General features: G+C 39.7%; 19 protein-coding genes. All 19 read left to right on the top strand.

From position 1 onward, the window contains the following. Window positions 1-38: 38 nt before the first annotated feature. The 19 genes from manA (at window position 39) to IGK01_RS11525 (ending at window position 23773) form a co-directional block, all read left to right on the top strand. Window positions 39-992, top strand: a complete 954-nt coding sequence (manA, locus tag IGK01_RS11615; protein WP_023520293.1) for a mannose-6-phosphate isomerase, class I — start codon at window positions 39-41, stop codon at window positions 990-992. Between the two features lie 277 nt (window positions 993-1269). Further along, on the top strand, window positions 1270-2178 hold the full coding sequence (gene rbsK / locus IGK01_RS11610; RefSeq protein WP_023520292.1) for a ribokinase: 909 nt from the start codon (window positions 1270-1272) through the stop codon (window positions 2176-2178). A 22-nt stretch (window positions 2179-2200) separates the two neighbouring features. Further along, window positions 2201-2596, top strand: coding sequence for a D-ribose pyranase (rbsD, locus tag IGK01_RS11605; protein ID WP_010736652.1), 396 nt, complete (start codon window positions 2201-2203; stop codon window positions 2594-2596). Between the two features lie 17 nt (window positions 2597-2613). Further along, the gene (gene rbsU, locus IGK01_RS11600) at window positions 2614-3501 is read left to right on the top strand and encodes a ribose/proton symporter RbsU (RefSeq protein WP_010736651.1); all 888 of its coding nucleotides are present in this window, start codon (window positions 2614-2616) and stop codon (window positions 3499-3501) included. Window positions 3502-3743: 242 nt separating this feature from the next. Next, a complete protein-coding gene (locus tag IGK01_RS11595) occupies window positions 3744-5351 on the top strand; it encodes a PTS transporter subunit EIIC (RefSeq protein WP_232508854.1) in 1608 nt (535 codons plus the stop codon). Window position 5352: 1 nt separating this feature from the next. Then, window positions 5353-7383, top strand: a complete 2031-nt coding sequence (locus IGK01_RS11590; protein WP_409173601.1) for a BglG family transcription antiterminator — start codon at window positions 5353-5355, stop codon at window positions 7381-7383. A 15-nt stretch (window positions 7384-7398) separates the two neighbouring features. Then, window positions 7399-7842 carry a PTS sugar transporter subunit IIA gene (locus tag IGK01_RS11585; protein WP_409173600.1) on the top strand — a complete coding sequence of 148 codons (444 nt, stop codon included), beginning with the start codon at window positions 7399-7401 and terminating at the stop codon, window positions 7840-7842. A gap of 156 nt (window positions 7843-7998) precedes the next feature. Further along, on the top strand, window positions 7999-11121 hold the full coding sequence (locus IGK01_RS11580; protein ID WP_438748650.1) for a SpaA isopeptide-forming pilin-related protein: 3123 nt from the start codon (window positions 7999-8001) through the stop codon (window positions 11119-11121). Further along, window positions 11114-12754, top strand: coding sequence for an immunoglobulin-like domain-containing protein (locus tag IGK01_RS11575; protein ID WP_224434241.1), 1641 nt, complete (start codon window positions 11114-11116; stop codon window positions 12752-12754). Before IGK01_RS11580 ends, IGK01_RS11575 begins: the two co-directional genes overlap by 8 nt. Window positions 12755-12764: 10 nt before the next feature. After that, complete coding sequence (locus IGK01_RS11570; RefSeq protein WP_010736645.1) at window positions 12765-12968, top strand: hypothetical protein; 204 nt, start codon at window positions 12765-12767, stop codon at window positions 12966-12968. 13 nt (window positions 12969-12981) lie between these two features. Beyond that, entirely contained in the window at window positions 12982-13815 is an 834-nt protein-coding gene (locus tag IGK01_RS11565) for a hypothetical protein (protein WP_010736644.1), read from the top strand. Between the two features lie 21 nt (window positions 13816-13836). Beyond that, the gene (locus tag IGK01_RS11560; RefSeq protein ID WP_023520286.1) at window positions 13837-14220 is read left to right on the top strand and encodes a PrgI family protein; all 384 of its coding nucleotides are present in this window, start codon (window positions 13837-13839) and stop codon (window positions 14218-14220) included. Next, the gene (locus IGK01_RS11555) at window positions 14204-16606 is read left to right on the top strand and encodes a VirB4-like conjugal transfer ATPase, CD1110 family (protein WP_349520669.1); all 2403 of its coding nucleotides are present in this window, start codon (window positions 14204-14206) and stop codon (window positions 16604-16606) included. The genes IGK01_RS11560 and IGK01_RS11555 overlap by 17 nt, the downstream gene beginning before the upstream one ends. Further along, entirely contained in the window at window positions 16603-18528 is a 1926-nt protein-coding gene (locus IGK01_RS11550; protein WP_153830072.1) for a peptidoglycan amidohydrolase family protein, read from the top strand. Before IGK01_RS11555 ends, IGK01_RS11550 begins: the two co-directional genes overlap by 4 nt. Next, window positions 18525-19052 (top strand): hypothetical protein, encoded by a 528-nt coding sequence (locus IGK01_RS11545; protein WP_010736640.1) that lies wholly within the window; start codon window positions 18525-18527, stop codon window positions 19050-19052. The genes IGK01_RS11550 and IGK01_RS11545 overlap by 4 nt, the downstream gene beginning before the upstream one ends. A 60-nt stretch (window positions 19053-19112) precedes the next feature. Continuing rightward, window positions 19113-20129 carry a hypothetical protein gene (locus IGK01_RS11540; protein ID WP_137072815.1) on the top strand — a complete coding sequence of 339 codons (1017 nt, stop codon included), beginning with the start codon at window positions 19113-19115 and terminating at the stop codon, window positions 20127-20129. Window positions 20130-20385: 256 nt separating this feature from the next. After that, window positions 20386-22158 (top strand): PTS mannitol-specific transporter subunit IIBC, encoded by a 1773-nt coding sequence (locus IGK01_RS11535; RefSeq protein ID WP_023520281.1) that lies wholly within the window; start codon window positions 20386-20388, stop codon window positions 22156-22158. A gap of 12 nt (window positions 22159-22170) precedes the next feature. Next, window positions 22171-22608 carry a PTS sugar transporter subunit IIA gene (locus IGK01_RS11530; RefSeq protein ID WP_019723779.1) on the top strand — a complete coding sequence of 146 codons (438 nt, stop codon included), beginning with the start codon at window positions 22171-22173 and terminating at the stop codon, window positions 22606-22608. Between the two features lie 13 nt (window positions 22609-22621). Next, window positions 22622-23773, top strand: a complete 1152-nt coding sequence (locus IGK01_RS11525; RefSeq protein WP_023520280.1) for a mannitol-1-phosphate 5-dehydrogenase — start codon at window positions 22622-22624, stop codon at window positions 23771-23773. Window positions 23774-23781 lie beyond the last annotated feature (8 nt).

Here is a 23781-nt window from a genome sequence, read left to right as displayed (position 1 = left end):
GCTATAATAGCAATTGAAAATTGAGAGGAGTTTGACGTATGCAAGAACCATTATTTTTAAAACCTGTTTTTCAAGAAAAAATCTGGGGAGGCAGTCGCTTACGTACTGTTTTTGGCTTTGATATCCCAAATGATAAAATTGGGGAAGATTGGGCAATCAGTGCGCATCCTCATGGCGTGAGTGTCGTTGAAAATGGCCCATTCAAAGGCTGGAAACTAGATGATCTATGGAAAGAACATAAAGAATTATTCGGCCATCCAACAGAACCAGTTTTTCCGTTATTGATCAAAATCTTAGATGCAGAAGATGATCTATCTGTTCAAGTCCATCCAGATGATGCTTATGGTATGGCACATGAAGGAGAGCTAGGAAAAACAGAGTGCTGGTACATCATTGATGCCGAACCAGGTGCAGAGATCATCTATGGTCATCATGCAAAAACACGTGAAGAATTAGCCGAAATGATCCAAGATAGTCGCTGGGATGACTTATTGAAAAAAGTTCCTGTCAAAAAAGGTGATTTTTTCTACGTACCAAGTGGAACGATCCATGCAATTGGTAAAGGGATCATGATTTTAGAAACACAACAAAGTTCAGACACAACTTATCGTGTTTATGATTATGATCGCAAAGACGACCAAGGAAACACTCGGGAATTACACATCCAACAATCAGTCGACGTAACAACAGTACCAGCAAAAGCTCCTGAATTACAGATCAAAGAGATCCGTCAAGGGAACTCTTCGATCGTCACTTACGTAGAAACAGAATTTTTCAACGTCTACGAGTGGGACATCAAAGGGATCACATCCTTTAAAAAACAAGCACCGTATACATTGATGACAGTTATTGATGGTGCGGGAGAATTGGTGATAGGTAACCAAACCTACTCACTAGAAAAAGGAACAAGTGCGATCTTACCAAGCGATATCACGGAGTGGAAAGTTCAAGGAGAACTTTCGATCATCGCTTCTGAGCCAGGAAAAAAATAATAAGATAAAACTGTCGTTGCTAGGTTCAGCGATAACAATAAAGCGTACCAACCGAAAATGGACTTGCTATTTTTGGTTGGCGCTTTTTTTTAGATCAGTGATGAGCTATCACTGATCTAGTGATATAAGAACAAAGAAGGTACCAATTACAGTTAGTTTTATCGATGAAAAGTTGCTTGTTGAAATCACTTACAAAATATGTTATATTCTTCTCGTAGAGTTAAAACGTTTTAATAGAACGTTAAAATGATTTTCTTGTTAAAGGAGAGGGAAAACGATGAATACTGTTACAGTTATCGGAAGCATCAATTTAGATCGAACCATCCGTGTGACTTATATGCCAAAACCTGGAGAAACGATCCATACGAAAGAAACTTTTTCAGCTGGTGGAGGAAAGGGAGCCAACCAAGCGGTTGCTGCTAGACGTTCGGAGGCAAAAACTTACTTTATTGGTGGCGTGGGTAAAGACGAAGCAGGAAAAACGATGACAGAATTACTTGAACAAGAAGAAATTGATTTATCTGGTGTAGCGACATTAGAAAATCAAGCGACTGGACAAGCGTATATCATTGTTGATGACCAAGGTGAAAATAGTATCATGATCCATGCTGGTGCAAACAATGCGTTTACCGTAGCACAAGTACAAGAAAATAAAACAATCATCCAAAAAAGTGATTTTATTATTGCTCAGTTTGAAAGCGCTATAGAACCGACGATCGAAGCATTCAAAATCGCTCGAGAAGCTGGCGTGAAAACGATCTTGAATCCGGCACCGGCGCTAGAAAATGTTCCTGACGAGTTATTAGCAGTAACGGATATGATCATTCCAAATGAAACAGAAACGGAGATCTTAACAGGCATTACTATTACCGATGAAAAAAGTCTAAAAGAGGCGGCACAAGTCTTTCATGGATTAGGTATTGAAGCGGTGATCATCACGATCGGAAGTAAAGGCGCTTATTATGATATTGCTGACGGCGCTAGTGGGATCGTACCAGCTTTTAAAGTCCATGCAGTAGATACAACGGCTGCTGGGGATACCTTTATTGGCGCGATGAGCAGTGTATTAGCCAAAGACTTCAGTAACCTAGAAGAAGCAATCCGCTATGGTAATAAAGCCTCTTCTGTGACTGTTCAACGTTTTGGTGCACAGCCTTCTATTCCGTATAAACATGAATTAATCTGATTGAGGAAAGGATGAACAAATAATGAAAAAAACGAAAGTAATCAATTCTGATATCTCACGAGTGATTGCACAAATGGGACATTTTGATAAATTGAGTATTGGAGATGCAGGAATGCCTGTACCTATGACCACTGAAAAAATCGATTTAGCAGTCACGCAAGGGGTTCCTAGCTTTATGGAAGTCTTACGCAATGTGTTGTCAGAATTAGAGGTGCAACGTATTTATCTAGCAGAGGAAATCAAAAAAGAGAATCCTGACATCCTTCTAGAAATCCAAAAAGAAATGCCGGAGACACCGATCACGTTTATTCCGCATAGTGAAATGAAAACCGAGTTAAACAATTGTCACGCATTTATTCGCACAGGTGAGATGACTCCTTATGCGAATATCTTGTTAGAAAGTGGCGTCGTATTCTAAAAAAGGAGATGTAATAAATGAATGCAACAGCATTATTGATCGGATTAGGACCATTACTAGGTTGGGGACTTTATCCAACGATTGCTTCGAAGATCGGTGGACGTCCTGTGAACCAGATTTTAGGATCAACAATAGGAACTTTGATATTCGCACTTATTTTTGCCCTGATCAATGGCATAGCACTGCCATCTGGAATGGATCTTGTCTTTTCTATTCTTTCCGGTGTAGGCTGGGCGACTGCTCAAATCATTACTTTTCAATCTTTCACACTGATTGGCTCGTCACGTGCAATGCCTATCACCACAGCTTTTCAATTACTTGGGGCTTCATTATGGGGTGTTTTTGCGCTAGGCAATTGGCCAGGAACGACAGCGAAGATTCTTGGTGGATTAGCATTGATCTTGATTATTTTAGGCGCATGGATGACTGTTTGGACTGAGAAAAAAACCAAAGAAAATAGCAGTCTACTGAAAAAAGCGGTTTTATTATTAGCAGTCGGAGAGATTGGGTATTGGGCATATTCCGCAGCACCTCAAGCAACAACCATCGACGGAATGCACGCTTTCTTGCCACAAGCAATGGGGATGGTCTTAGTGGCGATCATCTACACCGCTGTATTAAGTATGAAAGGGCATGAAAAATCAGCATTTACGGAAGTTGTTTCTTATAAACAAATTTTTTCTGGCTTCTTTTTTGCCTTTGCTGCATTGACCTATTTGATTTCTGCACAACCAAATATGAATGGTTTGGCAACGGGCTTCATCCTATCGCAAACTTCTGTTGTTCTAGCAACCTTGACTGGTATCTGGTTCTTAGGTCAAAAGAAAACGAAAAAAGAAATGACTGTCACGATCATTGGCTTGGTCCTTATCTTAGCTGCCGCAACGATGACTGTTTTGATATAAGATATTTTGTTAGAAGCGTTATTTTAAAAAATTGGGAAGTAACTACGGTTACTTGCCCAATTTTTTTGTGGAAAATAGATAACGGAAACTGTTAGAATAGAGCTATCTGAAAAAAGCATAAGCGCAGTCTGCTGAAGTAGAAAGGGCAGGTGATCAACGTGGGGGAGAATTTGAATGCGCTTCCTGCTAATGCAGTGGCGAAATTAACCTGGTTTCGTCAATTACTACATTATTTCAAACAAATGATCATGCCAAATCTAAGTATTTTTATTGCTTGGGGTTTGTTATCGATTGTATCAAATATCGTATCAGGTGATTTGCATCAAACGCTTGCACATGTCAGTGATTGGCTGATTTATCTGTTATTGCCTATTTTGATCAGTTACTCTGGAGCAAAGATTTTTGATCAAAAAGCAGCTGTAGCAGGTGGGATTGCTGTCATCGGTATGATAGTAGTTTCTGATCTTCCACAACTATTCGGAGCGATGATCATCGGTTTGATCACGGGAGGTATTTTTCACTGGGTGGATCGTTGGTTGGCGCCGAAAATCAAACCTGGCTATGAGATGTTGCTGAATAACTTGATGATCGGTCTAATCGGTGGGGTTGTCTGTCTGTTAGGCATACTGGTCATCCAACCAATTGTTGAAGGTAGTTTGTCTTATGTTGGACGCTTTGTTTATTGGCTCATTGAACAACATTTGTTACCAGTGGTCAGTTTAGTGTTGGAACCGTTAAAGGTCTTATTTTTGAATAATGTCATCAATCACGGCATCTTGACACCTTTAGGAATGGAGATGACACAACATGCGGGGCATTCGATCTTATTTTTGATGGAAGCCAATCCTGGGCCAGGAATAGGGATTTTAAGTGCATTCTTGTTTGCTGCTGATCGAGAAAAAAGTGTCAAAGCAGGTGGAGCATTGATGATCCAAGCTGTCGGAGGAATCCATGAGATTTATTTTCCTTTTGTCTTGATGCAACCTGCGCTTTTTTTTGCCGTTATGATTGGAGGAGCAACAGGAACGTTTGTGTTCCAACTGTTTGCTAGTGGGTTGAATGCTCCGGTTTCACCAGGTTCATTGGTGATTATTTTAGGGAATACACCACCTTCACAATTAGCAGGTGTCATTTTAGGTATTATTCTCAGTGCGCTTGCTACGTTTATTTGTGCCATACTGTTATTGAGAAAAACGAAACCTGTGGAATCGATCCTCCCAGAAAGGAGCCAACTGATGAATCATGAAGCGGTCAACCAAATCATCTTTGCTTGCGATGCCGGGATGGGTTCTAGTGCAATGGGCGCAGCCATTTTGAAGAAAAAACTGCATGCGCAAGGGATAGATATACCTATAAGCTATACCTCTATTTATAGTCTGAAGAATCATCAGAAACAATTGGTGATCGTACAAAGTGCCTTTCAATCTTTAGCACAAGAAAAAGCCAAAGAGAGTCAGATCATTGCTGTCGAACATTTTTTAGAAGTTGAGTCGTATCTACCATTGATCAAGCAGCAACTTCATGAAATAAACAGTGAACCTCAGATCAAAAAGCAACAAGAAGTTAAACAACCTAGAACCAGAGTTGTGTTTTTATACCAAGGAAATCGACGAGGCTCACAAACGATGGGGATGACGATTTTAATGAAGCTAGCCAAGGAATATCAGGTCGATCTATCTGTAGAAAAAACAGCCGTTGAAGACCTAGTACCCGAAAAAGAAGTGGTATATCTTGCGAATGAAAGAATGGCAAAGACGTATCAACTGGAACAACAAGTGGAGCATTTGTTGATCATTGATCATTTTGTCAGTACCAAAGCCTATCTATCATTAGTAAAGGAAGTGGACTAAGATGTATTTGTCACCAAGGGAAAAAGAATTATTGACAGAACTCATCAATAGTCCAGCACCCGTTTCTATACAAAAAATGGTCAATGTTTTACGTGTCAGCAAACGGACTGTATACCGCGAGTTGGAGCAATTAGAACGATCGCTCAAGGAAGTAAATGCTTCGCTGAAAAAAATAACCCGCGGATCATTTATGATTGAAGCGACACCTGAAACAATGACACAACTGCGCCAACTACTGAACGAAAAAGAGATGGAATTATCGACAACTGAAAGGCAACATGCAATTTTATTAGAGCTGTTACTCACGAAAGAACCATTGTCTTTAAGTTATTTTTTAGAAAAGTATTTGATTAGTAATACGACTTTTTATGCTGATATCAAGCAACTCGAAACCAGTATGAAACAGCTACCATTATCTATCACTCGTAACCGTGGTTATGAAATCACTGGACCGGAAAAATACCGAAGATTGCTGATCGCGAATATCTTAGAGTTGGAGATTAATGCGTATGAAATATTTCACTTGCTGGAATTTGATACGACAACGAATTTCTTTTTTCAATTTATCACGACAGATAGTTTATTACTGGCGCGTCAAGTGGTACGAGAAGAATTGATCCAGCAAAAGAAAGAATTAAGTGACCGGAAACTGGAACATTTAGTTTTGATACTCAGCATTACGATCGACCGTGTCAAAAAAAATCACGTGCTGACGAATGAAACCTACACTGGACTAGTGAACAAAGAGTTATTACGTATCGCCAAAGCTTTATTTTCTAAAATCGCTAAGGAAACGCAACAACTTTATCCAGTCAATGAGATCGTCTTTTTTGCTAGTCTATTAAATGACTTCTCGAATTCCTTCGATCAGGATTTCTTTGAAGAAACATTTGATACGCAACTCGCTTATCTTGTGAAACAGTTGATCCAAGTAGTGAGTGAAGCAACAAATAATCCATTCTACCAAGATGAAACACTCTACAAAATGTTGTTGACCCATTTATCAGGAGTATTCTCTCGAGCGGTACTTCAAGAAGAACAATTGACTAATCCAATTTTAGAAAAAATCATGGTTCAATATCAAGAGATTGCTCAAGCCATCCGTCAAGGAATCGAGCAGATTTTTCAAGAAAAGAAACTATCCGAAGAAGAAATTGCTTATATGGTTCTCCACTTTGCGAACTCGTTAGAAAAAACACCAAAGGACAGCACGATCAAAATCGCTGGTTTTTCCCCTAGTGGATTAGCTTCGACAAGTATGCTTGAGTTAAAACTAAAGAGGTACTTCCCATTTGTTCAACATATCCATTTTTATCGAATTGCTGATCTAAAGAAAATCAATTTAGAAGAAGAGTATGATCTCGTCATTTCTACTTCGATCTTAAGTGGCTATGAGGGGAAATATCTATTAGTTTCACCATTACTTCTTGAGGAAGAAATCAAACAATTAAAAGCAGAATTTGCTCGTTTGACAGCCCATCGAACGGAACATATCCGGTTAGCTGATCAACCTTCTGTTATCGAAGATACTTATGAAGAAACGGTGTTGATGATGAGCAAAATCAATCGATTACTTCAGCACTTCTTCATTCAAGAATTAGACAATCCAGAAACAGTAGAAGCTACGTTGAAGGATATTTTCGACTATTTACCTACAGGGTTGGTCCAAGATAAAGAAAAAGTCTATCAGCGTTTAATGAAAAGATATCAACAAGCACCGATCGGTTTACCTCATACCAACATGGGGCTTTTCCATACTTCTAGTTCTGAGGTCACAGAACCCTTCTTCTGTATTTTTCAATTGAAGCAAGTATTGGAAATCGAAGGAATGGACAAAACGAAAGTTGATTTATCAAGAATGTTAGTGATGTTAGCCCCGTCTCCAATTGATGAAGCTACTGGAAAGTTACTTGGGAAAATAAGTGGTGCATTGATCATGAATGATTTGAATACTGAGATTTTTCGATCAGGAAATGAGGCAATCATCTATCAGTTGTTATCTAAAATTTTGATCGATGAAATAAAAAAATAAAGGGGGGCTCTATTGATGCTTGAGATTCCATCTGAACATATTTGGTTGAACCAACAGTTTGGTAGCTGGAAAGAAGCCATTCAGCAGATTGGGGAACAACTTCTTGAAAAAGGAGTGATCCAAAAGGAATATACCGATGCGATGGTTGCTCGCCAAGAAGCAGCAAGTGTCTATATCGGCAACTTTGTGGCACTTCCTCATGGAAAAGCAAAAGATGAACAGATTGTTGAAGAAGGTATTTTTTTGTTCCAAGTACCTGATGGCGTTGACTTTGGTATCGACGAAGAAAAGAAAATCGCAACGATTTTATTTGCAGTGATCATGCGAGAAAACCAACAACTAACAAGTTTACAAGAACTCGCCTTTTTTTGTTCCGATGTCGATCAAGTGATGGCATTGAGCGATGCTCAAACAGTAGAGGAAATCCAACAAATCTTACAACAAGCTGAGGAGTTTTGACGTAAAATACGCAACGACCAATCAATTGATTGGTCGTTTTTTTTTCTATTTTTTTGGGAGAATCTCGCCAAAATCGTAATTATATAGTGAAGGAGGTACGACGAGAAGGGCACATGTTCCCAGTTGATCTATTCCACTAATGAAAGGAGCCAAAGAATGAAGAAATCCTCTGAATCACTATTTTTGATTCTACCAATCATTATTTTAATCACTATTTTTTTTCAAATGAAAGTGAGACCAGTCTCGGCAGAAACATTGCCTGACCTACCCATGTATCAACAAATCACTGCATCTGATCCCAATCAAACTTTACGTACAGCTGAACAATCAATCCCACAGGATAATAGCTGGACAAATTTCAAAAAAAACTATCAATTAGTCCAAAGGGCCACTGGGAAATTGATTACTATTGGTTCGACGAATTATATTGAAGCGGCGATCCATGAATATTCTCCAAGATTGGCTGATCCATTTGCAAATGAAAGTGTCGTTGTTGATCCAGCGATCCATATCCCTCATATCGATATCCATCTATCTAATGGTGGCAGAGAAATTGGTTGGTACGGCAAGCGAGTGAAGGGAGAGATTGCGCTTTGTCTGGAACAAGGAGTAGCGCTGAATATTGGAGAAAATAGCGGGTATACTTCAAGTATTCAAAACACAGAATTATTGAAGAAAATTTCTTTGATTAAATACTATGGGGTGATTGCGACAAACTACACGATGGAAAAAGAATTGATGACGCAACTCCTTGCTTGGGAGCAACAAGGAATCACCCCCACCAGTATTACTGGTGTTTTGACAATGAACGATTACCAAACATTCAAACGAACAGTGATGGAACAAGTGGAACGGTTCTATACCCAACCGAGTTTTGATGGACAAATATTGGATATAAAAGCCGGCGAAAGCCAAATATTGACCGACACAACAGGAGCATTTTCAAATTATAGCTCATCGCCTGTTCAACAAATCAATGGAGTAACCATTGAAAAGCAAGGTAATCAAGTAACAGTCACTGCATCGAAAGAAGCACCGGCGACAAGTGAAATCGCATTTGATTATCATATCCCCAGTAGTTATCAAGGAGCAATCGTCGTGTACCAACATCCTTATACACAAAACATGGTAGTCGGTAGAGTGCCACAGCTGACAAGAACCTCCTTTCAGTTACGCGTGCAAAAATATGGACATGCAGGTATCCGCAAAGTCGATCAACAAACAAAACAACCATTAGTAGGCGCCATTTTTTGTTTCACGACTGCGGATGGACAGATAAAAGAATTGACGACAGATTCTGATGGTGTTGCTATTTGGCATGATCTACTCGTTGATACGGTCGTTACGATTCAAGAAATCAAAGCGCCAGAAGGCTACGTTTTAAATCCAACGCCCCAGACTGTCACTGTCAAAGTGAATGAATTGACGAGTATCACATTAGCTAATCAAGAACAGACAGCTAATTTGAAGGTCATCAAAGAAGATGCAGAAACAGGCAATCAGCCTCAAGGAGGTGCCCAATTGATCGGAGCTGTCTATAAATTAACGGACAAAGACGGAGAAACAGTGGCGGAATTGACGATGGAAGAGGTTAATGGAAGTGCATCAGCTGAGCTAAAAGGGTTAAAACTAGGAACCTATTATTTACAAGAGACCATTCCACCGAAAGGATATAACTTAGATCCGACCATCTATCCTATACATTTGACTTACGCAGGACAAAATGAAACGGTGGCTGTTCATAGCAAAACAGTCACTGATCGCGTCATCAAGGGACATGTCGAAGGATATAAATTTGGTTCAAAACCTCTTATCCCCACTTCTATCTTCGAAATTTTACACGCATTAACATCCAATCAAACGAATCATAAACCACCACTCGAAGGAATCGAACTAACAGCCACCGCTCATACCACAGGAAAAGAATATGTCCAAGTCACTGAAAAAAACGGCTACTTTAAATTTATCGATTTACCCTATGACACGTATACGATCGCTGAAACTAAAGGAACGGATGGCTATTTGATCATTGAACCATTTGAAGTGACGATCAGTGAGGAAGGCTACACACATTTCTTTTTATTAGAAGATGAAATCATCGAATCACGCGTACATCTCATCAAGATCGATCAAGAAACAGGACAACAAATTCCCTATGCTGGCGCACAATTCAAGATTTTTGATACTTGGGCGAATGATGGACAAGGGGCATTTGTAGCAATGACACGTCCGAATGATACAGAAAAAACTGAGATTTTTGAAACGAATCAAAAAGGGGAATTAGTGACAACAGAGAGCTTACCTTGGGGCGTGGATCGCTATGAGCTTCATGAAGTCAAAGCGCCAGAAGGCTATCTCCCGTTAGAAGAACCATTGATTTTCAGTGTAACAGCAGAAAATCATAGTGCATTGATTCGCTTAGAAGTCCCTAACCGTTTAGCAAGACAATCCATTGAATTGATCAAACGAGATCGCTTGAATGAACAACCTTTGGTGCAAGTACCATTTGGTTTATATCAGGTAGAAAAAGCAGAAAATGGCGGGGATATCCTTCAATTTATTGAAGAATATCTCACGGATGATGAGGGAAAAATCGAAGTAAGCGATTTGCCCTATGGGACCTATCAATTTATTGAAGGAAAACCATTGGAAGGGTATTTACCTTTAGAAGAACCTTTAGATTTTTCAGTAACTATTGAAAAAGATGGTGAGTTGATCGTATTAGAAGCCTATAACGAACGCGAAAAATTAGCATTGACGAGTTTGTTCACAGCAATCGACGGAAGTAAGGAGCTTGATCCAACCAAAGACAATCAATTGAAAGACGTAGTCTGGATCAAAGGAGCAGCCATTGAAGTCGGTCATGTGTATACCGTAGTGACCCAGTACCGAAAAGGTGACACCGGAGAACTCATCAACGAAGCAATCTCAACCTACACAGCAAAGAGTAAAGAAGATCAATTTGAAGTTTTTCTTGAGCTGAAAGCCAATACGCTAAAAGACAAGGAGCAGTTGACTGCCACTCACATTTTATACTACGAGTCTGAGCAAGAAAATGAGGTAGCACGTGAAGATGATTTGACGAATCAAGAACAGACTGTTCATTTCAATACACCAAAAGAAGGGGAAAAAGAAGAAACGAAAAAGCAGGAAAATACTCGTGATTTACCTAAAACAAATAGTCGTACTTCTGTTTCTCTAGTAGGGCTAGGTAGTTTATTTCTAGGAGTGAGTGGTCTTTTGATCTATCAACAAAAAAAGGGTGGTTTGAATGACTAAAAGGAAAAAATACATGAGATTTGGCTTGTTCATATTCAGTTGTTCAGTTGTTTTGTTCGTCAGCGGCTGTAAAACACAACAAACAGAAGATCCATCAACAGCTGGCCCTACTTCAAGCAAAATGAAACAGGCAATCAGCATGGAGACACCAGAGGAGAGCTATTTCAAAAAAGAAAACAATTCTTCTCATTTGTTTGAGTTTGCTTCTCAATTTAGAAAACCACTGGATCTTCCCACGGAAGCAATGATCAAGGATGAAACCAATCAGCTGAGAATCGCTTACCTTGAAGCCACAACAGTCTCTCAAAATCGGGAAAATACAGAATCAAGAAGCAATCTCACGAATCGCTTCGAAGAAAACGAACAAAAAGGTACTCTATCCAATATTTCAGCAATTCCAGAGAGCGATAATCATTGGCAAGGTCCTTACGTCCATGCAAATGCTCCATTGCAGATCTTACCAAGAGGAACAGCAATTGATCCCTTTACCTATTTTACTGTTGTTCAAGGAAGTGATCCCGTTCCAGTGATCCATTATACGCCCGTCGATCCTAATGAATCTGGCTACCAAGTGATGCAGATCACAGCAATTGATTCAAAAGGGAAAGTGAGTGTTGCGACAGTCACCTTTCTGTTTAATCACTCTCCGATCATTCAGCAAGTAAGACAAAGTCACCACATCACGATTGGTTCAAGTATTGACTTATTAGCGGGCATTTCTGCTCATGATGAAGAAGATGGTGAATTGACCTCAGAAGTTCAAGTACAAACCACACTCCAAACAGAACAAGAAGGCAGTTATGAAGTGATTTATTCTGTGACTGATCAATTTGGAGCAAGTACCAAGCTGATAAGTAATATGAGGATCACCAATGAAGCACCAATAATCGCGGGGCCGAACCAGCTCGTTTTACCTGTTGATCAATCATTCTCTTTATTTGATTATTTCTCCGCAAATGATCAAGAAGATGGTGCGATCAACCTTACTTCAGACAATATCTTGGCATCCGATCTTGTCCCATATGTACCAGGAAACTACTTCGTAAGAATTGGGAATGTCGTTGATCGGTATGGCAAAAGAGCGGCAGAGCGTACGATCCGTGTTCACTTAACAAATGAAGCGCCGACGATTACAAATACGCATATGACTCTTCCTGTATTTAGTGAACTGAATAAAGAAAGCTATCTAGCAAAACTAGTTCTTGCAGATCGTGAAGATCCGGTTGAGCAATTACATGTGGCAATCGATCTGCCTTTTTGGGAGAAAATCGACACTTCCCGATTAAATACCTATCGTTTTCCTCTTCAAGTCCAAGATACACATGGAGAGATCACCAAAACCTTTGGGAGCATCCAAGTAATCAATGAACCACCTGTATTTTCTGGGATAGAGGATAAGAGAATCATTGTAGGCGAAGAAAAGCCAGATTTATTAGCAGGGATCTCCGTTTCGGATCGTGAAGAGAGTATTGGAATAGAAGATGTTGAGATCATAGAAGAAATCGCTTGGGATACACCTGGAAGCTATCCTGTTTATTTGACGGTCAAAGATACATTTACAGAAACGACAGTATCTTTTCATGTCATTATTCAAGACAACAATCCAGAAATGCCAGAGAAATTGAGCGAATAAGGAGAAATAAATGGATTATTTCAATCAAGCAATGTCTTTATTTTCCAACGGGGTGATTACTGCAGGAAGCTTACTGACCGTTTGGGGCATTATCCAATTAGGCGTTGCAATCAAAGAGCATAATGGGCCAGGGATGCAACATGCCATTTTTCAAATCGTTGGGGGTGCAGTGATTTTAGCTGCTGGTGCGTGGATCACGAATATTTCAATGTGAGGAGCGAAAAAGAATGGACGGTGCGATCGAATTTTTGCTACAAACGATTGCAGAACAATTAAGTTTATCGACGAATCATAAAAATAGTCTTTTACAAAACCTCGAACATTATCTGCCGGAAATCTATCGTTACAGTGTGACGATCATGGAAAGTGTCGTCAAACCTATTGCTTATTCCCTATTAGGTTTTCTATTGTTGATCGAATTTCAACAACTCGCACATCGACTATATGGCAAGCAGTCAGAGTTTGGTGGACTGGATCTTTTTTTGCCATTGTTTATCAAAATCGGATTGACCGTACTGCTTTTACGCCACTTGATGGTTTTCCTCAATGCCATTATGGATGTAGGTATTTTTGTTAGTCAAGGAATCAATCAATTGGAGATTCGAGGTGTGACGGATCAGACAATGGATATCTTCAACGTGATGGAGCAGATCGATCAGCTAGGTTTTTTTGAAAAAATGGTGTTGTTGATGATCTTACTCGTTCCCTTGATTCTATCGATCATTGTTAGCGTCCTTGCTCAAGTGCTGATCTTTTTACGCTTTTTGGAAATGTATCTTTATTTGAGTATCTCACCTTTACCGATTGTCGCTTTAGTGAATACAGAAATCGGGCATGTCGGAAAGAATTTTTTAAAACTATTTGGTGCGGCATCTTTACAAGGTGTATTGCTTTTTATCGTGTTGAATATCTATCCACTACTAGTGAGTACTATTTTTTCATTTGATGAGACGCAGGGGATGATTGCAGTGATCAGTGCGATCGTCGGTAATTGCTTGGCGCTATCCATGTGTTTGTTTTACACCATGAAATGGTCGAAAGCGATCATCGTTGCGGCCTGAGTGGGAAAAGGAGTGTGAAAAATGGCGATTGAAGTCGTGATCAGAAAAGAAATCAAAGAGTATCAAGAGAAGATCTTTTTTGGCTTCTCTTTAAGACAGGTTATCGTTATTGCATTGGCTTTAATCGTGATTTTACCGGTCGGCCTACTTAATCATTTTATTTGGGGCTATTCAATTGATGATCTAGGAATTGTATTGATGTTTTTTACTAGTCCGATTTTATCGGTGGGTTGGATCAAAAAAAATCAGTTACCTTTAGAAAAATATCTCCTTATCCGTTGGCGCCATCTTATCGCAACAAAGCACTATCCATATCAAAATGCTCGTTTGGAGGAAGATCATGAAGGGATTTCAACGAGGAAAAACAGTAAAACAGAGAAATATCGAAGTGAACAAGGGAATTAAAAAGTCTTCCTTAACCAAACTATTACACAAGCAAAAGAAAAAAAGAGGAAAAAAAGAACGAAAATCAGCACCAGCCAAACATGCACAAAGGAAGATTCGTTATGAAAAAATGTACGAAAGTGGAATTTGTGAACTTGCTTCCGGATATTATTCAAAAAGTATCCAGTTTTCAGATGTCAATTACCAAATTGCACCTGTAGAAGACCAACAAGCTATTTTTCAAGGGTATTGTACTTTACTAGATAGTTGTGATGAACGAACGCATCTAACGATTACCTTGAAAAAAAAGCGAATGGAACAAAAGGAACTGGAAAAGCAATTGTTCTATAAAGAAACAGGGGAGAGTCAGGACATCTACCGTCGAGAATTGAATGAAATGCTGCGGCGAACCATGACAGAAGGAGGAACGAATTTTAGCAAACAAAATCTATTGACCTTCAGCACGCAGTCTACTGATTATGACCAAGCCAAGCATTCCTTGACACGTATCGAACAACAACTTAGTCATAGTCTTTCGGAAATCGAATCAAGTAGTCAAACACTTTCTGGCAAAGAACGGTTGCAACTGCTCCATGAATTGATCAAACCTAATGAATGGTTCCAGTTCAATTATACAGATTTAGTTTATAGCCGTTTGTCGACAAAAGCAGTTGTTACCCCTGCAAGTTTCAGCTTTAAAGCAAAAGACTATATCGAAATTGGCTCAGAGTATGCCCAAGTCCTATATTTGAAAGATTACCCCACCAAACTTTCAGATAGATTGATCTTAGAATTAATGGATATTGGCGAAGAGTTGTGTTTATCGATCCACATTGAACCAGTGGATTCTGAAAAAGCAAATCAGTTGGTTCAAATTAAAAAAGCTTATATGGAAGGGGACAAAACAACTGCTGAAAGAAAAGCGACACAAAAAGGCTATGATCCTTATTCAAATATTCCGTATGAATTGACCAATAGTATCAAAGAAGCCGAAGCTTTATTAGACGATCTAGTCAAAACCGGTCAAAAATTATATTTTGTTACCTTCCTCGTTTATTTCCGATCTCAGACCAAAGAAAAACTTGCTGATATTGCGGAACAAGTCCAACATGTTGGGCGTAAAAATCGTTGTCATTTCAATGCATTAGACTATCTACAAGATGAAGGATTCAATTCGGTCTTACCTTTAGGAAAAAATTGGATCGAACAACAACGGACGTTGACGACAGAAAGTACAGCGATTTTTATTCCATTTTCAGCGCAAGATCTTAATCATATAGATGGCAAATATTACGGGAAAAATGAAATGACCAAAAATAGTGTAAGGATCGATCGTAAGCAACTAAACACGCCGAGTGGCATGATTTTAGGTAGCTCTGGTTCAGGCAAAGGTGTAGCCAAAAAATATGAAGAAATCACGACGTTACTTAAAAATCCCGAAGATGAAGTCATTTCGATTGATCCGGAAGATGAAGATACGATCATCGGCAATGATTTTGATGCTCAAATCATCAATATCGCCCCTAATACCAATACCTTCATCAACTTACTAGATATTTCAGAAGACTTGAGAGGAGAGGCAGATCCAGTAAAATTGAAATCTGACTTTCTGTTAACTGCTTGTGAAGCCTTGATCGGTGGGCCAACTGGGTTAAATTCGGCACAACGATCGATCATTGATCGTGTCACGCGATTGACGTATTTCAATTTTCAAAAAATCTCAGAAAAATCAGCGCCGACATTGGCGGAAGATTGGTTTCCGCTTTTAAAAGAACAACCGGAAAAAGAGGCGCAGACATTGGCGTTAGACTTAGAGTTATATATCGATGGTTCACTTTCGATGTTTTCTAAACCAACTAATGTTTCTTTAAATAAACGTTTTGTGATTTACAATACGAAACAACTAGGGAATCAATTGAAAACTTTTGGGATGATGGTTGTTTTGGAACAAGTGTGGAATCGGGTCGTTCGCAATCGAGACAGAGGCATCACTACTTGGATCTATATTGATGAAATGCAACTCCTGTTAAATGATCCTTACTGTGAAAATTATTTTTTTGAACTATGGAGCCGAATCCGTAAATGGGGTGCGATTGCCACTGGTATTACCCAAAATGTCGAAACCTTATTATTATCAGATAAAGCACGCCGAATGTTAAGTAATACGGAATTTATCATTATGTTGAAACAAGCGAAAAGTGATTTAGATGAGCTGTCTTCCTTATTCAATCTTTCGTATCAGCAACAAAGACAATTACTCAATCCAATCAAAGGCGCAGGATTGATACGGGCAGGCAATGCCATTGTCCCTTTTTCCAACACTGTTGATCCAACAACAAAACTTTATGAGTTGATCACCACTGATCCTGTCGAACGCCACAGATTACGACAGGATGTATCGCCATGAAAAAAAACGATGTAGGCATTGAAGAGACCGTGAAATCACGAAATAAACGAAGGAGTAACAGACATTTTCTGCGTAGGAAAACGAAAGATCCTCGCAGAGTCATGCTTGCATATCAGACAAAAATAGTTGATTTCTCTTTACTTGGAAATAAAACTTCGATCAGTAGCAAAGTCAGCCTTTACCTACTTGTTGGTGTTAGCATTCTCATATTTTTTCTCTTTTTCAGTATGATCGGCTTCGTTTCGTCTGCCACGATCAAAATCAATGAGCTTGAATTGACGAAGGTATGGAAATATTTAACCGAATTGGATGTGGAATTGACACTAGAATTAAACTCAACTAAGAGTTTGATTCTAGTAAATGAACGAGTAGTGGCTGCAAATGAAGTCGTGATCAGGTCTGATATTGAAGAGGTGCTGATTTATTTAGACATGGCTTATGGTGAAGACCAATTAGGAAATCCAGATGTTCTCAAAGAAACGATCCAAGGATTGCATGAACAGATGTGGCAAGTAGACAGTAACGAAGGTCAAATCAAATTAACATCACGATCATTGTCGCAAGTGATCACTTGGACGCCGGAGTGGAAAGAACGCAGACAGCTGTTAGCAGAAATTGGTCTTTATGCAAGTTTGACTGAATTAAGCAATCCATTGAAAGAAACAGACTCTTTACGCATAAAACAACGCTTTGGTTATTACGTAACAAATCAAGAAAAAAGCTTACTTGAAGGACTGCTCATCCAGACAGAACCGAAAGAAAGCATAGTCGCTGTGATCGCTGGAGAAATTACAAGAGACCGAGAGAACGTAACCATCACAATGAACGATCAAACCATTACTTATCATGATGTAGATCTAACAGCTACTGAAGGACAGATGGTATCGGTGGGGACAGAGATCGGGAGAGTAAAACAAGAGGAACTGCATCTGTCTTACCAGAAAAAAGGTGAAATCGTCAATCCAGCTTTTTATCTCCCCAATGTAGTCGATAACAATGAGACACAGCTTGATCCCATTGAAACGGACGTTACATTTAATGGACAGAAATTTCGAGAAGTGATTTTACTGCATTGTCACGCATTTAGTGACCATGCAGAAACGATTATCCAAGAAGCTAAAAAGAATAATATCTCCCCCATTGTTCTAGCAGCCATCATGATCCACGAAACTGCTTGGGGGACGAGCGAAGGAATTCGAGAAAAGAACAATCCAGGTGGCTTGATGCGAGAAAATGAGTTGCTTTCCTACGCCACACTTGAAGAAGGGATTGCCGCCACCGCTCGAACACTAAACCAATTGATCGTGAACCAAAGACTGCTGACAGTCGAGCAACTCGGAAGTGTGTATTGTCCTGTAGGTGCAAGTAATGATCCCCTGGGATTAAACCAATACTGGGTACCGACGATCAAAGAATTATTTGTACAACTAGGTGGCAGTAAAGAGATGAGCTTACTCTGGCAATCGAATCACACAGTGGGTCAAGAGGTGTTGACACAAGCCAGAACATTGTATCGTCAAAACGTTCAGTACTCACAAGGCTTTGAACGAGGCACCTTTCCTTATCATGATTGCTCTTCTTTTGTTCTGTGGGCGATGAGAAGTGTTGGCTTGCCTGTGCCACTAGGTAGCACTGAGACATTGTATTCTTTGGAAGGGACTTTCCTGATGCCAATCAGTCGAGAAGATGTCAGAGCCGGTGACTTGTTTGTGTGGGGGAAGAAAGGACACTCTTTAGGTAGTTACGGCCATACAGGGCTATTTTTAGATGATGGTGGTAAAACGATCCTTCATTGCACACCTGCTACTGCACGAGGGTATGGTCAAGAAGGCGATATCGTCATCACTCCATTTGAAGGCTATGCAGGTGATTTCCAGCTGGCGCCTGTTTATTTCTATCGATTGTTGGGAGAAAAAAAATGAATGCAAAATCCCGCTTCCTTTGTCTCATTCTAGCTTTCTTTCTGTTTGGTAGCATGACTTTTAGTGTTGGTAGGTCACTTGTCTTTCGTTCACAAGAAAAAAGACAAGCCTCTGAAAAAAAATCCAGACAACTTTCGGAAGCACAAGTCAGAGAATTTTTACAAGCTTATTATACGTTTGAAACAGTCGGCGACAATTACTCTGCATATGTTGATGCTCTTTCTAACAAGATGAAAGATAAAGTAAAAACAGAACAAGGTAAAAAAACGCATAGTCCACAGCGTTTTGGCTTCAGTCGCTGGCTCAAAAGCGAGCATTATTTTAAACAAACGAACGAGGAAATGGTTGAAGTCCTCTGTTTGGTTGATTTTACGACGTCTTTATTGAATGAAGAAGGCGGAGTTGTAAAAAAAGATATTCGCCATCGTGAGGGTGTCAAACTGACTTATCTCTATGACACTAAAAATCATCGCTATGTCTTGGATGATCTCGAACAGCTGTCTTCTTTTATGGAAATACAATGATTGAGTAAGGAAGACCTTACAAATGGACGCAACAAAAATGAATGAGGGGAGTGACAACGTATGGCGAAAGAAACTGTAATCATCGATCAGATCCATCACTTACAAGTAGAAGAGACTCAGTTGGATTTGTTTCAGGCTTTGGAAGATTTAGAAACTGAAAATCGACGAGTCTTGCTGGCAAACACACAAGGACAATGTCGCATACGTATTTATGATCGTAAGGGAGAAATGATGATAGAAAAAGTGCTTCAATTTCCTTTGACAGAGGAGATTGAAGAGATCTTAAGTCAACACTGGGAGCAAGAAATAGCCAATACAAAAGAGAAGAGTCAGTTCTCTCATTCAAGCAACACACTGAAAAAAAATCAGTTGTTACAAATCAATTGGAAAAAAATCATCAAGCGATTACTTCTTAGTGGAGTAATCGTTTTTGTTGTGATTCAAGGTGTCGGTTTGTTTGTTGAACAAAGAACGAATAATGAGCAAGCGACAACCGAAGAAAATCAGAAAAGTTCATGGCAGTCATTAGTAGAAGCAGGCGCATATGAAGAAGCTGCGGAAGAATATCCCACTCAGTATCAGCAATTGATCGATCACTTAGTGGAAGAACAGGAATTTTCTTGGGTAGAGAAGTTGAATGAGCAAAAGCCAACAGGAAATGCCACCTTTGATCTGGCTTTTTATCAAAACGATTGGAAAAAAGTGATTGCGACCCACGTGGAACAATTGACGGAAAAGCGCCAAACCAAGTTAGCGATTGCTTATTTGGAGCTGGAACAAGTACAAGAAGCCGTTGTGTTGAATCGCCACTTGAAACATCAGGAGATCACGTTAGCACTGGATCAGTTTTATTTTGAAAAAAGTCTTGATTGGTTGAAAGAAAAAGAAATGAACAAAGCGAAAGAAGCATTTGAACAAATCCAAACGGAAGAATTAAAAGCGGTGATGGCGGCATACATAGAGCAAGGAACGATTATTTTAGATTTCATTACGTTCTATGAGGCGTCAGCCGATATGTCTGAAAATCTAATGCTTTGGGAAGAACGGTTGGCTCGATTAGGAGAGTCAATGGAATAAAAACCTTACTTTGTAAAAAAGAGTCCAAAAGATCACGAGGATGTGCCTTTTCGTAGGTATCTACAGATAAAATGCTCCCTTAAATGAAGAAAATAATTGTATCAGCGTCTCTAATTAGTACCAGAAGTCTTTCATCAAATCACTCATTTGGATCACTCCATGTTTTGGCACAAATGATTGTGACAAAATCCGACTATTTATCTAAATGGTAAGCGGATACAATTTGGTTAAAGAAAGAGATAAAGGAGCGATTGAAGTGGAAGAGACGATACCAAAAAATAAAATTTCATTCAAAGCAAAAGTACAAAAGTTAGGAAGTACCTTATCTAGTATGGTGATGCCGAATATCGGTGCGTTGATTGCTTGGGGTGTTTTGACAGCATTATTTATTCCAGATGGCTATTTACCAAACGAAGCGTTTGCTACGATGGTCGGCCCAATGTTGACGTATTTAATTCCTTTATTGATCGGCTACACCGGAGGGAAAGTCATCGGTGGTGATCGTGGTTCAGTCGTCGGAGCAATTGCGACGATGGGTGTGATCGTTGGGACAGATATTCCGATGATGTTAGGTGCCATGATCATGGGTCCATTAGGTGGCTTTGCCATCAAGAAATTCGATCAAGTGTTTCAAAAACATATCAAATCAGGGTTTGAGATGTTGGTCAACAATTTTTCTGCAGGATTAATCGGTTTTGCGTTAGCATTGATCGGCTTTTCTGCAATTGGTCCAGTGGTGGATACACTGACGCAAGCGATGGCAACAGGTGTTGAAGCAATTTTAAATGCAAATTTGATTCCATTGACGAGTATTTTTATCGAACCAGCGAAAATCTTGTTTTTGAATAATGCGATCAACCATGGCATTTTGACTCCTTTAGGAACAGAACAAGTGGCTACAGCCGGTCAATCGATCCTGTTCTTGTTGGAAGCTAATCCTGGACCAGGTCTAGGTGTATTGTTAGCTTTCACACTATTTGGCAAAGGCGCGGCAAAATCATCTGCACCGGGTGCAATGATCATCCATTTCTTAGGTGGAATCCATGAAATCTATTTCCCATACGTAATGATGAAACCGTTATTATTCTTATCAGTGATTTTTGGTGGGATGACAGGTAGTTTCGTTTTCCAATTAATGGATGCAGGCTTACGTGCGCCAGCTTCACCGGGTTCGATCATTGCCATTTTAGCAATGGCACCATTGAGTGCTTACTTACCAGTTATTTTAGGGATCGTCGCTGCAACAGCCGTTTCTTTTGGGATCTCTGCAGTCATTCTAAAAGCTGATGCGAAAGAAACAAGTGAAGATTTTGAAAAATCAGTGGAAGCGACTCGTCAAGCGAAACAACAAGCGAAAGGAACTGGAACTACTAGTCAGGGACAACCAGCTTTATCAGCGATCAAAAAAATCATTTTTGCCTGTGATGCTGGAATGGGGTCAAGTGCGATGGGTGCTTCCTTGTTAAGAAAAAAAGTCCAAGAGCATCACTTACCTCAACTCGTGACGAATCAAGCCGTTAGTCAATTATCTGATGAAGCAGACGTATTGATCGTGACTCAAGTTGAGTTGCAGGAACGAGCAAAACAAAAAGCGCCACATGCTCATTTTGTTGCAGTAGAAAACTTCTTAAATTCACCAAAGTATGATGAAATCATCCAAGCATTAGGAAGTAAGGAAGAAACACAGCCAAGCCAACCACTCTCTACTACTCCAACAGATGATTTGGATTTATCTGAATTAAAAGATATCAAAGAGATTTTACTTGTTCATGACGATCGTGCAGGATCAGCGACAATGGGATTGTCCTTATTGAAAGATATTTTGAAGAAAAACCAATTGGAGATCCCTCTGAAAAAAATCAATATTGATGAGTTGACGGAGCAACCGAATACACTGATCGTTTCAAGAGAATCCTTGTCTGAGGAAGCACGTTCAGTGGCACCGCATTCACTTCATTTTTCAGTGGCGACGATGGTCAGTCCACAAAAATATGAAACGATTGCTCACTATTTGAAAAAAGTAGCATAAGGAGGAAATAAAATGTCTGAATTAGCATTTGATATGATCGAGTTGAATAAGGCTTTTGCAACAAAGGAAGAGGCCATCCGATACTGTGGAAGAAAATTAGTGGAAGCCGGTTGTGTCGAAGAACCCTACATTGACGCAATGGTGGAACGTGATGCGATGTTATCCGTTTATATGGGGAATTTTATCGCGATCCCTCATGGAACAGATGAAGCCAAAGCATTCGTAAAAAAATCAGGGATCTGTGTGATCCAAGTGCCAGATGGTGTCAATTTCGGGACTGAACAAGAAGAAAAGATTGCGACAGTCTTGTTTGGTATCGCTGGCGTAGGAGAAGAACATCTGCAATTAGTGCAACAAATCGCTCTTTATTGTAGCGACATGGACAATGTTGTCCAATTAGCAGATGCACTGAGTAAAGAAGAAGTCACACACAATCTAGCAATTGCCTAAGGAGAGAAGACGAATGAGAGCAGTACACTTTGGTGCCGGAAATATCGGCAGAGGATTTATTGGAGAAGTTTTAGCTGAGAATGGGTTTGACATCACTTTTGTTGATGTCAACGAACAGATCATCGATTCATTAAATGAAAAAAGCCGGTATACGATCGAACTAGCTGACGAATCGAAAAAACAACTTGTCGTTGAACGCGTTCGCGGATTGAACAACCAAAAACAGCCTGAACAAGTGATCAAAGAAATAGCACAAGCAGATCTTGTGACCACAGCGATCGGTCCCAATATTTTACCATTCATTGCTGAACTGATTGCAAAAGGGATCGAGCAAAGAGAACAAGAGGGCAATCAGCAACCGCTAGACATCATCGCTTGTGAAAATATGATTGGTGGCTCTGAGCATCTAAAAATGGAAGTCTATAAATATCTGTCAGATACCCACTTTGCAGATCAGTCCATCGGATTTCCGAATGCAGCAGTGGATCGCATCGTGCCGATGCAACAACATGAAGATCCTTTGTTTGTGCAAGTGGAACCTTTTAAAGAATGGGTCATTGATGATACGCAACGAAAAAATAAAGAGATTTCGTTAAATGGCGTACTATACGTCAAAGATTTGGAACCATATATTGAACGAAAACTATTTAGTGTGAACACAGGGCATGCGACTGTAGCTTACACCGGTGCATTATTGGGATATGCAACGATCGATGAGGCAATGCAAGATTCGTTAGTCGTTGCCCAACTAAAATCAGTACTACAAGAAACAGGAAGTTTACTGGAAGCAAAATGGGGCTTTGATAATAAACAACATGAAGCCTATATTGAGAAAATCATCCAACGTTTCCAAAATAAATATATCTCAGATGCCATCACTCGGGTAGCTCGAACGCCTTTACGGAAGTTAGGCTATCAAGAACGCTTTACTCGTCCGGTTCGTGAATTGCAAGAATACAATTTGACTTGTCCACATTTGACAGCTACGATGGGGATCATTTTCAACTACTATGATCCTGAAGATGAGCAAAGTCGTGAACTGCAAGAGATGAAAGTGCGAGAAAATATGGATCAGTTGATCCAAGAAGTCACAGGTATCCATGATCCGACAACAATCAGTAACATCAAGCAAAATGTGATGCGTTATGCGAAACAAGTAGCTTGATTCTTGAT

Origin of the sequence: Enterococcus sp. AZ080 (genome assembly GCF_051714945.1) — a bacterium.
Classification (GTDB): Bacteria; Bacillota; Bacilli; order Lactobacillales; family Enterococcaceae; genus Enterococcus_B; species Enterococcus_B pernyi.
This window is presented reverse-complemented; position numbering and strand designations above follow the sequence as displayed.